Annotated in this window: 7 protein-coding genes, 3 tRNA genes and 3 rRNA genes; 6 read left to right on the top strand and 7 right to left on the bottom strand. The window is 58.8% G+C overall.

Annotated elements, in window-relative coordinates:
* The first annotated feature begins 264 nt into the window (after positions 1 to 264).
* Positions 265 to 423 carry a HalOD1 output domain-containing protein gene (locus tag NED97_RS18335; protein WP_252490654.1) on the top strand — a complete coding sequence of 53 codons (159 nt, stop codon included), beginning with the start codon at positions 265 to 267 and terminating at the stop codon, positions 421 to 423.
* Between the two features lie 179 nt (positions 424 to 602).
* Here NED97_RS18335 and NED97_RS18340 read toward each other — a convergent pair whose 3' ends face one another.
* A complete protein-coding gene (locus NED97_RS18340) occupies positions 603 to 1,097 on the bottom strand; it encodes a ferritin-like domain-containing protein (RefSeq protein ID WP_252488456.1) in 495 nt (164 codons plus the stop codon).
* A gap of 1,284 nt (positions 1,098 to 2,381) precedes the next feature.
* Here NED97_RS18340 and NED97_RS18345 point away from each other — a divergent pair.
* From NED97_RS18345 to NED97_RS18355, 3 genes are all read left to right on the top strand, one after another.
* Positions 2,382 to 2,519, top strand: a complete 138-nt coding sequence (locus NED97_RS18345; RefSeq protein ID WP_252488457.1) for a hypothetical protein — start codon at positions 2,382 to 2,384, stop codon at positions 2,517 to 2,519.
* Between the two features lie 56 nt (positions 2,520 to 2,575).
* Positions 2,576 to 3,271, top strand: a complete 696-nt coding sequence (locus NED97_RS18350; protein ID WP_252488458.1) for a DUF7119 family protein — start codon at positions 2,576 to 2,578, stop codon at positions 3,269 to 3,271.
* Between the two features lie 64 nt (positions 3,272 to 3,335).
* Positions 3,336 to 3,409, top strand: a tRNA-Lys gene (locus tag NED97_RS18355).
* Positions 3,410 to 4,191: 782 nt separating this feature from the next.
* On the opposite strand, the gene NED97_RS18360 is transcribed toward NED97_RS18355, so the two are convergent.
* The 5 genes from NED97_RS18360 to NED97_RS18380 all read right to left on the bottom strand — a co-directional run bounded on the left by NED97_RS18360 (position 4,192) and on the right by NED97_RS18380 (position 9,548).
* Positions 4,192 to 4,267: transfer RNA gene (locus NED97_RS18360), tRNA-Cys, on the bottom strand.
* A gap of 200 nt (positions 4,268 to 4,467) precedes the next feature.
* Positions 4,468 to 4,589, bottom strand: a 5S ribosomal RNA gene (rrf, locus tag NED97_RS18365).
* A 122-nt stretch (positions 4,590 to 4,711) separates the two neighbouring features.
* Positions 4,712 to 7,631: ribosomal RNA gene (locus NED97_RS18370) — 23S ribosomal RNA — on the bottom strand.
* A gap of 232 nt (positions 7,632 to 7,863) precedes the next feature.
* Positions 7,864 to 7,935 (bottom strand) — tRNA-Ala (locus tag NED97_RS18375).
* Between the two features lie 140 nt (positions 7,936 to 8,075).
* A 16S ribosomal RNA gene (locus NED97_RS18380) occupies positions 8,076 to 9,548 on the bottom strand.
* The 16S, 23S and 5S rRNA genes sit together here with 2 tRNA genes alongside, the layout of an rRNA operon.
* A 946-nt stretch (positions 9,549 to 10,494) precedes the next feature.
* Here NED97_RS18380 and NED97_RS18385 point away from each other — a divergent pair.
* Positions 10,495 to 10,872 (top strand): winged helix-turn-helix domain-containing protein, encoded by a 378-nt coding sequence (locus NED97_RS18385; protein ID WP_252488459.1) that lies wholly within the window; start codon positions 10,495 to 10,497, stop codon positions 10,870 to 10,872.
* Positions 10,869 to 11,162: a DUF7521 family protein gene (locus NED97_RS18390; RefSeq protein ID WP_252488460.1), complete on the top strand. Its 294-nt coding sequence runs from the start codon at positions 10,869 to 10,871 to the stop codon at positions 11,160 to 11,162. Before NED97_RS18385 ends, NED97_RS18390 begins: the two co-directional genes overlap by 4 nt.
* A gap of 18 nt (positions 11,163 to 11,180) precedes the next feature.
* Here the strand turns inward: NED97_RS18390 and NED97_RS18395 are convergent, their stop codons facing one another.
* On the bottom strand, positions 11,181 to 12,344 hold the full coding sequence (locus tag NED97_RS18395; protein WP_382207455.1) for a multicopper oxidase domain-containing protein: 1,164 nt from the start codon (positions 12,342 to 12,344) through the stop codon (positions 11,181 to 11,183).
* Positions 12,345 to 12,447 lie beyond the last annotated feature (103 nt).

The following is a 12,447-nucleotide window of genomic DNA, read 5'->3' on the forward strand; positions in this document are numbered from 1 at the left end:
GTCCTTCTCCGTCAGCGGTACTTCACCTGCGGACGCGGTCGAAGCGGTTCAGTCCACTCATCGGCCCGTATCGCCTGCATCGTTCACGAGGGCGACGACGAAACGTTGATCGAGATTCACCTCGACGGCGTCCGTCTCTTTTCGGTGAAATGACGGATCAGCCACACGCCGACGGAGCGTCGGTGACGATCTCTCAGGAGGGGTCAGCGGTGCCGTCTCGACGCTTCTCATCGAACGGGCGCCGACTTCGACGGTCTCCCGCCGCTGTACGAGCGGGTCGATCCGGATGCGCTCGCACAACCCCTCGAACACAGCACCGATCACCTCTCCGTCTCCTTCGAATACGCGGGATACCGGATCACCGTCGCCGATGTCGACCAAATCGAGTTCGATCCGCAATCGAACGCCACGACATCGGACTGACGGTTCTTCCCGACCGGTTGATTCGTCACGACGAAAAGTTCGGACCGAAACGAGCTACGTCTCGTCTTCCTCGTCGTCGTCCTTGTCCTCGTCGGAAGAGGTGGTCGGCTGCTTGTCCTCAGTTCCGCCGGGTCTGTTTCTCCTCGGTTTCGTTCTCGTCCGTGTCGTCAGTCATGGGGTTACTCGGCCGGAATCGCGTCAATCTCGAAGGACTCGGTCAGTTCCTTCAACTCGTCGAGTGCGTCCTGTTCCTCACGGAGGTTCTCCTCCAGGAGGTCGGCTGCGTCGTCCAATCCGAGCTGATCCGCGAGCGGAATCAGGTTTCCGTAAGCGGCGATTTCGTAGTGCTCGGTCTTCTCCGCCGCGGCCATGCTGTGGTAGTCGAGCACTTCCTGGGACGGGTCCTCCTCGGTGAACTCCTCGTACTCCTGGATCAGCCCCTGGATCCCTTCGCACTCCTCTTTTTCGGGCGGCTCGCCGAACATCTCGAAGACCTTTTCGAGTCGATCGATCTGGCCCTCCGTCTCCTCGCGGTGCTCGGCGAACGCCTCGGAGATCTCCTCGCGTTCGGTGTGCTGCTCGAGATCCTCGAGCGCATCGAGCAGTTCGTGTTCGGCGTGGTAGATGTCCTCGAGGCCGTGCTCGAACAGATCGTGAATTGTATCGACGCTCATGGTTCGACCAACAGTGGTTCCGCTATCCGGGAGAAAAAGTCGCGTCCCTGCGAGGGCAGGCGATACTGGGATCGTCGCATTCGGAGCGTCTGTGCCGGTAGAACGCCGTCCGAGAGGATCGTTGCCGTACCAGACGATACGACGCCGAAGCCGGTATCGACTCGAGTGACGCCCTACGAGCCACCCTGTAGGTGCACGCAGCGCACTCACTCTCGATCACCCGACAGCGTCCACCGGGCAACCGTGGTGGTGATTCGAAAGGCTGCAGACGGAACCGACCTCCTCGAGCAGATCGCATCAACCGAGCCCGTCGACTCGACCGTGACGAATCGGTTGAGATCGCACACGAGACAGCCCCCTGGAGCGTTCGACGTCGTCTTCGAGCCCGTCCAGTTGCTGGACGATCAGGAGAGCTACAGTATCGTCACGGGGGAGCCTTCCCGAAGTGTCGACGCGGAACTCCCGGAAGCGACGCTGCGATACTCCACACCCTCGCGGAGCGCATTACCGGTGGACAGGTGACCTCGCGCTGTACTGCCACGAGAGGTTCGACGGCCCCTCACCGACAGCGACAAGGAGAGCCGCGAGTTCGACTGCGACGAGTTTCTCGAGCGGATTGCAGTGCGGACCGATACCGAGCGGAGCGACGCCCCGGCCTCGCGCGGGCAGTGTCCGACCGTGAGTCGACGGCCCGTGAAGAACTCGAGAACGTCGTCCGCAACTTCTCGAGGAGCACGACGGCTTCTTCGGCCGGTGATCCCCGACTCGGGATGCTACCGGGCCATCCGCCCATCCGCGTCGGAGGACTCGGACAAGCTGACAGCTGGAAGATATTACCGCATCCCCAGCACCCCATCTACCGGTGATTTTTACCACACTTCAAAAATTCGATCCGCGACAGTCCGCGTGAAGACGATTTCATCTACCAGAACGATTATTTTTCCTCCTCCGACCGGCCGGAAGGGTCGAAGGGTCAAACTCGATGAACACGCCCGTTCGCGGACGCCGGTAACGACTGCCCCAGCAGTCCGAACGTGCCGTCTTCCAGTACCGGCACCCGAATCGATTCAGTCCGAAAAAACGGAGCCATCGAATTCGTTCGCACACGATCCGACCGAGAGGATCTGCTCTCGGGAACGGCACATCAGCGGAATCACCTCGTCACGATGTTATTTCGTTGCCATCGACGTCCGAGATAACGGCAGAAGTCACCTCTAGGACAGAGCACGGGTATCGCTTGCAGCCGAAGCGCCACTTATCCCTACGGACTCCGAAGGGGGTTCCATGACTGACGCGGTCGAGCACACGGCAGAGACATCCGAGGAAGACGACGAGCGTGACGACTCTCACCTCGACGACATCGAGGAAGGCGCCGGTTGCACGGAAATCTGGGAGCACCTCGCAGAGAAACGCGGAAACTGATCGAGATACTTACCGTAGCATCGCCCTTTTTGACTGCGCCACCCCTACCAGGAGTCATGACCGACAACCGGCCCCGCGAGAACGCTGACGACCGCGACAAACGCGGTCGATTCGTTCCCACAGACCGTGAGTCGCCCGTTGGCACGCCAGTCATCCGGGGTGACGAATCGGTTGCCGGAACGCACGCCCGCGAGGCCGTCCAGTTCGATCCCGACGATCCAGACAGCCTCGCCAACGCCGCCGAAACCGTCCACCAGTTCGCCAGCGGCGAAATCGCGGACGATCACCTCTACATGCTTCGCGGCGCCGCCGCCTGTGCCGCACTCGTCCGCGGAGAGGGGTCGTACAAGGCCGCAGCCGAGCGCGCGGGAGGAGACGCGACCATCTCGTTCATTCGAAAGTGGGCCCGCGTTCACGACCTGCCGCGGTCGGTCCGCAAACAGGTCGCACTCGGCCAGATCGCGCCGACAGCCGCCAAACACATCGCTCGCGTCGCCGGCGAGGCCCGTCTCCTGCTCGCCTGGGCAACCCTCGACGGCAGCCTCACCGTCCGCGAGGTCCGGAGCGTTGCCAGTGCTATCAACGATGGTACCCCTATCGAGCAGGCGCTCGGAGAGTACGACGTCGAACTCGGCCGAATCGACGTGACGCTCTCACCAGAGACGTATCGGGACCTCCGGCGTCGTGCTTCCATCGACGATGTCGAACCCGGCGAACTCGTGACGACTGCACTCGAGGTGTACTTCGAGTAATCGCCGTCGTATCCACACCGAGAAAGAAACGTTTAACCACTACTCACCGATAGTAGGAAACGAAGGGCCGGTAGCTCAGTCTGGCAGAGCGTCTGGCTTTTAACCAGACGGTCGCGTGTTCAAATCGCGCCCGGCCCGCTTTTGCCACGAGCAAACTTGCGAGCGGCAGAACCGTCACGAGCGATTTGAAATAGACAAGTCGCAACCCGGGAAGCGAACAATCTGGAACGTCTTGGCGTAGTTCAAATCGCGTCCAGTTCGGTTTCTGTCAGCGAACGATACCGTGAACCGACAGCACCGAAATTGGCGACATTTGAATACAGGAACACACGACACGAACAACGGGAAGAGGATACACAGTCCGGCGGGTATACTCGTATAATCCGTGTGAACCATCGTACGTCATACCCGATCCGACATTGATCCGTCGCAATGAGTGGTTGCGAACGATCGCCCCCAGGTCGCGGAATTAGGAGTTGAACTCGAACGGGTGACGTTACTAAAAGTCTCTATGCCAGGTACACCATCACGGACACCAACATGATTAGGGATCAGAATTATTCCCCGTTGGGTGATACGGTAAAACGCAGTTAACTCCATTGACAGTCACAGTGATCTCACCGGTGTGATTCAACGCCGGAGGTCACATTTCCGAAGCACGACCTGTAGTTAACAGTCCGTTACCTCGGAGAATCAAAAGCGAAGTGAACGGACTGGAAGGTTTCGACTGTGACGTCTCACGTTCTACGTTCGTCCGAGAACACGCTCCAAACAAAGAATCGAAACGGAGCTGTCGCTCACAAACGAGTTACGATATCAAGCTAAGGACCGAATTCGAACCGGAGGGACTTCGCTTCGCTCCTCCAGGGTTCGAGTCCGTTGTCTGGTTCTGCCGCTCGTGAATTTGCTCGCGGCAAAGAAGCCAAGGGCCGGATTTGAACCGGCGGTGGGCGGCTCTGCAGGCCGCTGCGTTCGGCCGGACTCTGCCACCTTGGCGCAGTTTAGTGTTGTTACTGCGTTCGTTTAAACATAGCGGTACGGCCCAGCGAGACGAAACTGCGTACGCTGAGTGATATTGAAATACAGGAACCCGCACGAAGCTGGTGCTCCGTGCGGGCGTTGAAACGTGGAAGTGGCAAAACCACCCCACGGAGGGCGCGACCGCTGATCGGGCGCGGAATGAACGAAAGTATGAGTGGAGGCGGCGAATCGGATTTCCCAGAGGCTCGCGCACTCCAGTACTGACCGAAACGCAGGCAGGCTTATCTTCCGTGTTCGGGATGGGTACGGGAGGAACCCCGCCGCTGTGGCCGCCGTAACGCCGATTCACGGAATCGAACCGTGATCATGCCAATATCGGTGGCTTGTGACCGTGTGTATGTGTAGTCCAGTTTGCGTCCGGACCCGTTCGCGGGTACTGTTGATCCGAATGCGGTTATGATTGTGTGGCTCGATCGGTTAGTGCTCGCGGGCTCAATGCCTCGTTGCCTTGGCACGTACACCCCGAGTCTATCGAACTCGTCTTCTACGAGTGATCTCGATGGTATCTCTTTTCCAGGTGGGTTTCGAGCTTAGATGCGTTCAGCTCTTACCCCGTGGTGCGTAGCTGCCCGGCACGTGCTCTTTCGAACAGCCGGTACACTAGTGGCACCCATTCGTAGTTCCTCTCGTACTATACGAACGTTCCCGTCAGATACCGTAACACCCCCAATAGATAGCAGCCGACCTGTCTCACGACGGTCTAAACCCATCACGACCTCCTTTAATAGGCGAACAACCTCACCCTTGCCCGCTTCTGCACGGGCAGGATGGAGGGAACCGACATCGAGGTAGCAAGCCACTCGGTCGATATGTGCTCTTGCGAGTGACGACTCTGTTATCCCTAAGGTAGCTTTTCTGTCAGCAATTTCCCGCATCAAGCAGGATAATTGGTTCGCTAGACCACGCTTTCGCGTCAGCGTCCGTCGTTGTGCCGGACACTGTCAGGCTTCCGTATGCTCTTGCGCTCTTTCCCGAGTCTCCGACTCGGGTGAGGAAACCTTGGGGCGCGCTCGATATCTTTTCAAGCGCGTACCGCCCCAGTCAAACTGCCCGGCTACCAGTGTCCTCCGCCAGGAGTGAGAGTCGCAGTCACCATCGGGTAGTATTTCAATGATGGCTCGGTGGGCCGCTAGCGCGGCTACCTGTGTAACGCCTCCTACCTATGCTGCACAATGGCGACCACGTCTCAGTGACAGCCTGCAGTAAAGCTCTATAGGGTCTTCGCTTCCCCTTGGGGGTCTCCAGACTCCGCACTGGAAAGTACAGTTCACCGGGCCCAACGTTGGGACAGTGGCGCTCTCGTTGATCCATTCATGCAAGCCGCTACTAAAGCGGCAAGGTACTACGCTACCTTAAGAGGGTCATAGTTACCCCCGCCGTTAACGGGTCCTTCGTCCCCTTGTAAGGGGTGTTCAGATACCCGCACTGGGCAGGATTCAGTGACCGTACGAGTCTTTGCAGATTTGCGGTCACCTATGTTGTTACTAGACAGTCGGAGCGCCCGAGTCACTGCGACCTGCCTCTTTCCGAGGCAGGCATCCCTTCTTCCGAAGGTACGGGACTAACTTGCCGAATTCCCTAACGTCGGTTGATCCCGACAGACCTTGGCTTTCGCCGCCATGAGTACCTGTGTCGGATCTCGGTACGGACAGTGTGTTCGCCTTTTCACGGGCTCTAGGTTGACCTCTCTTGCGCTATCCAGCCATTCGTTCGCTTCGTGCCATTACGGCTTCCACGAATTTCGACTGTTCGACCGGGCGAGTGCCCGGCAGAGGCGGCCCCAAAGCGTTGGCTTTGAGTACACACTGGCATAGGAATATTAACCTATTTCCCTGTTGTCAGCTTCGACTTACGGGCTGACTTAGGACCGGCTAACCCTCAGCTGATCAGCATTGCTGAGGAACCCTTACTCATTCGGCCGTCGGGGTTCACACCCGACTAACGCTGCTACTATGACCAGGATTTTCGTTACTGAACGGTCCACACGACTTCTCAGCCATGCTTCCGCCCGAACAGAACGCCAACCTACGAGATCACCAGTTGAGTGGTGCTGCTAGGTCTCGGTGGTAGACTTGAGCCCCGATCATTTTGGGCGCCTCAAACCTCGGCCGGTAAGCTGTTACGCTTTTCTTAGAGGGTAGCTGCTTCTAAGCTCACCTCCCGGCTGTCTAGGGCTTGAGACCACCTTCGATCGCACTTAGTCTACACTTGGGGACCTTAACCCAGCTCTGGGTTGTCTCCCTCACGGTACACAGGCTTACCCCGTGCACCGGACTCCCCGCGTCGAACGGCGTTCGTAAGTTTGGAGTTGGACAGGGGGGCGCACTCCTCTCGGAGTGCGGTCCCCCAATCCGTCGCTCTACCTCACGAACTACCTCAGCGGAGGTCATGCTTCGACATGTTTCGGTTGGAACCAGCTGTTTCTGGATTCGATGGGCCTTTCACCCCTAGACGTAAGTCACGAGAGGGTATTGTAGGACACCAACTCTAACAGACTTCCACGTGCCTTTCGGCACGCTTCATCTTGCTCACGCCTAGATCATCCAGTTTCGGGTAATGCCCGTTTGACTCCCCGCGCTTGAACACGGCGGCCCTCACACAAAGTGCTGCGGCCCTGTCGGTTTCCCTACGCCTCCCCGGATAATCCGGTTAGACTCGTCAAACAGGCATACTCCCTGGTTCGTTTTTCAAAACGTACGACGGAACACCGGCTTCCTGATCGTCCTACTATGGGTTCGCACCCAGTTCGTTTTGATCAGGACCTTGTGTGCCCCGTCGCTCTATCGCCAACTGATTTCACGCCCTATTGCACCTCCCTTCTCGGGGTGCTTTTCAGCGTTCGCTCACGCTACTTGTTCGCTATCGGTCTTGAGGAGTGTTTAGTCTTTGCAGTCGATGCCTGCAACATTCACGAGGAATATCCAATCCCCGCTACTCTGGAGCTGACTCGTTCCTTACTCGTCAACAGTACGGGACTGTCACCCTGTATCGTGCTCCGTTCCAGGAGACTTCGTGTTGCGTTTCGGGAAGTGATCGTCAGTCCGAACACCACATTGCCCGTAAGGGCTTCGGTTTGGACTTCATCGCGTTCATTCGCCATTACTAACGACATCACGTTACGTTTTCTTTTCCTGTCGATACTAAGATGTTTCAATTCTCGACGTTCCCCATTGCGCGAAGCAATTGCGGTGGGGATTCCCATTCGGAGATCCCAAGTTCTTTGCCTCCGTGCGGCTCCCTTGGGCTTATCGCAGCTTGGCACGTCCTTCTTCAGCTCTCAAGCCGAGCGATCCACCAGCTGGCACAGTAGCCACGTTCGTCGGATCGGGGTTGCAACGCGGCGTTGCAACCGTAGAGTGACCCGGGAACGGGTCCAGTGGACGCCTGGACTACACGTACACACGGTCTCATTTGCACGCTTGTAGACGGCAAGCCTGCATTAACCCTTCCCAGCCACACTTGCGCGGGCTGGTGCATCGGTTCGTTCGGATTGATTCGTAGCGCCCTCTCCCACTTAAGGGGAGTGGTTTGCTTCGAATCGCACCGAGACATGGACCCACAGGGATTCGAACCCTGGGCATCCTCCTTGCAAAGGAGGCACTCTACCGCTGAGCTATGGGCCCACCCCGTCCGCCTCGATCGAGGCGGACGGGAGCGTAATGTTAGCCTTGGTAGTTCAAAGGTGCCCAGTCGGCCCGTAATGGGTCGACCGAACGTGGAACCGCTGTTAGGTGGGCTGGGGCAACGCCCCAGTCCCGATCTGTGGAGGTGATCCAGCCGCAGATTCCCCTACGGCTACCTTGTTACGACTTAAGCCCCCTTGCGAAGCCCAGATTCGACCCCTATACAGGGGCCTCATCCGGACCTCACTCGGGTGCTTTGACGGGCGGTGTGTGCAAGGAGCAGGGACGTATTCACCGCGCTCTTCTGAAGCGCGATTACTACCGAATCCAGCTTCATGAGGGCGAGTTTCAGCCCTCAATCCGAACTACGATCGAGTTTCGGAGATTAGCGTCGCCTCTCGGCGTAGCGTCCCACTGTCTCGACCATTGTAGCCCGCGTGTTGCCCAGCACATTCGGGGCATACTGACCTACCGTTGCCCGTTCCTTCCTCCAGTTTGGCACTGGCAGTCCTCTTAATGTACCCAACTACCACAAGGGTATTGCTGGCAATTAAGGGTGCGGGTCTCGCTCGTTGCCTGACTTAACAGGACGCCTCACGGTACGAGCTGACGGCGGCCATGCACCTCCTCTCAGTAGCTCCAGTAAGCTCATCACACTGACCTTCATTGCATACTGTCGATGCTGGTGAGATGTCCGGCGTTGAGTCCAATTAAACCGCAGGCTCCTCCGGTTGTAGTGCTCCCCCGCCAATTCCTTTAAGTTTCATCCTTGCGGACGTACTTCCCAGGCGGTCTGCTTCACGGCTTCCCTACGACACAGCACAGGCTCGTAGCCTGTGCCACATCTAGCAGACATCGTTTACAGCTCGGACTACCCGGGTATCTAATCCGGTTCGTGACCCGAGCTTTCGTCCCTCACCGTCGGATCCGTCTTTCCAGAGCGCTTTCGCCACCGGTGGTCCGTCCAGGATTACAGGATTTCACTCCTACCCCGGACGTACCCTCTGGATCTTCCGGTCCCAAGCCACGCAGTTTCCGTCGGACGCCTCTCCGTTAGGCGGAGAGATTTCCCGATGGACTTGCGCGGCCAGCTACGGACGCTTTAGGCCCAATAAGAGCGGCCATCACTCGTGCTGCCGGTATTACCGCGGCGGCTGGCACCGGTCTTGCCCAGCACTTATTCTGTGACCACCTTACGGTCACGAAAAGCGAGGGCTCTATGCCCTCGCACTTGGAGTCCCCTTATCGCACTGGCGTGCAGTGTAAAGGTTTCGCGCCTGCTGCGCCCCGTAGGGCCCGGTATCTTGTCTCAGATACCGTCTCCGGGCTCTTGCTCTCACAACCCGTACCGATTACTGGCACGGTGGGCCGTTACCCCACCGTCTACCTAATCGGCCGCAGCCACATCCTACAGCGCCGGAGCGTTTCGAGCTCACACCACTCCAGGTGATGAGCCGTATGCGCTATTAGCCTCAGTTTCCCGAGGTTATCGCGCTCTGTAGGGTAGTTTGGCCACGTGTTACTGAGCTATCTGCTACGAGTCTAAACTCGTGCAACTAGCATGGCTAAATCGGACTCCAATAGCAATGGCCTCCGGCAGGATCAACCGGAGTGCTCTTCCCCGGCAGAGCCGGGGGGTTTGGCGGAGTATGTAATGAATACACACTCACTTGCTATGGTCCACGTTCGGATCGACCACGATCGCGGACCGATCGGGCGTCACCGAACTACCAAGGCTAACATCAGATCCCATCTGTACGGCGGACCGCAGGGGTAGGATCCTCATTTCCTTCGGACGTATTCGTAAGCGCCGAGGAGTACTTAACCCCTTCGAAGCTACGTCAGCCCGAGATGACGGAGCGAGTTGAACGCTCCGTCGATCACGTCTTACATTGCATCCGAACCCCCGTATACACTTAAGGGCAACGGATCGCTCCCGCGCCGAAAACCGCATCCGGCGTGGACGTTTGCAATCCAATCTGAGTGCCCAGTTACGTATAAGGGCATCGGATCGTCGTGACCGGCAAAGCCGGCCACGAACACATCCAAATTCGAGTGCCCTCGTACGGATAAGGTCGTCGGATCGGACCGACGACCGAAGGGTACGGATATATGACCTGCCTCCGTGCCGGGAAACGGCCGGAGGGGACGTGGCGGCTTGCGCCACGTCGTTCGCATTAGTATCGAATGCCGGGTACACATATAATACCGTCGAACTGGATAGAGGTCGAAACCCGATACCATGGCACGGTTTTCCACTGGACAGTCACCAGTGTGACACGTATAAATCCCCAGCCGTTGCTCGAGCGGTCGCTCGTCGATCAGAATATCGCGCGGGCGGAGGTCGGCCGCTCATTCCTCCCTCGCAGGTACGGTCGGACCGAATGATACCCGCGCGTTTCGCACTACGAGCGCGCACGCGCAAGAAGGCTTCGAGTCGCAAGACGCGTCCGTCGGTTCTCGAGACCCACTGGGCGAGGTCGGTGAGAGTACCACACGTGCCGGCTTTCACGTCTGCATCGATGCCGATAAACCACCCGCGTTACAACAGCAAGACGAATGGTCCGGGACCCGATCACTTCGGAATCATCGCCGTCTCCGGAAGTGATCTGTTCTGCGCTGGACGACCCTGACTGCCGAGAGATCATTCGGAACCTCGAGGAGCCGATGACGGCGTCGGAGCTCAACGCGCGGTGTGAGATCCCCCAATCGACGCTGTATCGGAAGCTCGAGGTACTGACCGAGTCGACGTTACTCGAGGAATCGACCGAGATCCGTCGGGACGGCCACCACGCGAGCAAGTACTCGATCGCGTTCGACGAAATCACGCTCGCGCTCGATGACGACCGAACGCTGTCAGTTCAGATCGACCGCCCGGCGCGGACAGCGGACGAACGACTCGCCGAACTGTGGTCCGAGGTGCGAAAGGAGACATGACTCTACCACTGACTGAAATGGAAATCGCGCTCGCACTGGCAATCGTCAAGACGCTCGTTCTCGTCGTCGGAAGCGTAATCACGTACTTCTCGTTCAAGGCCTACCGCCGAACGCGTCAGCCGGCACTCGGCTACCTGACGGCAGGCTTCGGCATCGTTACGCTTGGGTTCGTCCTGGCCGGCGTTCTCCACGAAATTCTCGGCGTCTCGCTCGCGACGGGCGTCCTCCTCGAGAGTCTGCTGGTACTCGCGGGCTTTCTCGTGATCGCCTACTCGCTGTACGTTCAGTAAGACGACAACCAAAACCGGTTAGCCGTCGTATCCTGCATCGTCCATGATTTCGCCGAACTCCTCGGTCTCCATCGCTTCCTCGTAGACGATCGCAGTTGCCATGCCACCCGGGTAGGCGTCTTCGGTCGTAACGTGGTGTACCTTGTGGCAGTGGGCCGGATAGATACCCGGATCAGCATTGGCCTCGAACTCGAGGGTGTACCGTTCGGCGGGGGCAATGTTGATCACGTCTTCCTCGTGCTGGGCCGACTCCGGAATCGGCGACCCGTCCTTCTCGATGACCGTAAACCGGTGGCCGTGCGTGTGGAAGGGGTGGCTCTCGTAGCCGTGGTTCGCGATGTTCAGGTGGACCGTCTCGCCCTCGGAGACGATCAGCGGCGAGCCCAGTTCGGGGTGGAACGTCGTCGGTGCGCTCCGGCCGTTGATCGTGTAGGCGTTCGAGGACCGCTCGGACGGGCTGTAATCGGAGTCGCCGCCGGCCTCGCGGTCGTGGAGACGGGTGTCCCAGTCCCGTAGCGTAAAGAAGTACTCCCGGTCCGGCGGGTTGTAGTCCTCGGGATCCACCCGAATAATTCCGTACATCCCCATGTCGAGGTGGTTCTGCGTCTGGTAGTGGCAGTGGTAGACGTGCGTCCCCGGGACGTCGCCGTGAAGTGTGTAGGTGTGGCTCTCGCCGGCGTTCACCTGGGTCCGGTTGGTGACAGGGGCACCGTCGTCCGCCCACGTCTTGCCGACCGCGTGGACGTGAACGGTGTGGGGTCGGTTGTGCTCGCTATTGTCGTAGGTGAGTTCGAACGTATCGCCTTCCTGCATACGGTAGACGGGACCGGGAACCGATGGCTCGAGGTCGTCCGCCTGCCAGGCCCACACCTCGGGGAGTTCGACGGGACCACCGGACGCCGCCTCGGTGACGAGTTCGTGACGAGCTGCGACGGTTCGCAGCGTCGACTCGTACCCCTGCTCCGCGACGTCGACGATCTGGGGCGGTGCGGTGTAGGGGTAATCGGTTAGCGGTCCGTTATCGGCCTCTTCTTCATCGTCGCTGTCGTCGCTCTCGACACCGCCATCGTTGCCCGATAGCGCGGACGTACAGCCGGCCAGTGCGCCGAGCGCGCCCGTGCCAGCGATCGAGAGGACGGTTCGGCGTCGAATACCGGAGGGCGTGTTGGAGGTCCTGGTCACATGCGTCCGTTGGAGCCGACTAATAAAGGGTTGTTAAGTCAGTTCCCACCTGTCGGGAAACGCGCGATCAGTTTCTGGCCGTTTCGAACCAGTTTGGTCAAAA

The organism is Natronococcus sp. CG52, from assembly GCF_023913515.1.
Taxonomy (GTDB): Archaea; Halobacteriota; Halobacteria; order Halobacteriales; family Natrialbaceae; genus Natronococcus; species Natronococcus zhouii.

Bases quoted from the DNA above. Each gene is read 5' to 3' on its own strand.
- NED97_RS18340 (WP_252488456.1), bottom strand. From the start codon at position 1,097: ATGAGCGTCGATACAATTCACGATCTGTTCGAGCACGGCCTCGAGGAC.
- NED97_RS18345 (WP_252488457.1), top strand. From the start codon at position 2,382: ATGACTGACGCGGTCGAGCACACGGCAGAGACATCCGAGGAAGACGAC.
- NED97_RS18350 (WP_252488458.1), top strand. From the start codon at position 2,576: ATGACCGACAACCGGCCCCGCGAGAACGCTGACGACCGCGACAAACGC.
- NED97_RS18385 (WP_252488459.1), top strand. From the start codon at position 10,495: ATGGTCCGGGACCCGATCACTTCGGAATCATCGCCGTCTCCGGAAGTG.
- NED97_RS18390 (WP_252488460.1), top strand. From the start codon at position 10,869: ATGACTCTACCACTGACTGAAATGGAAATCGCGCTCGCACTGGCAATC.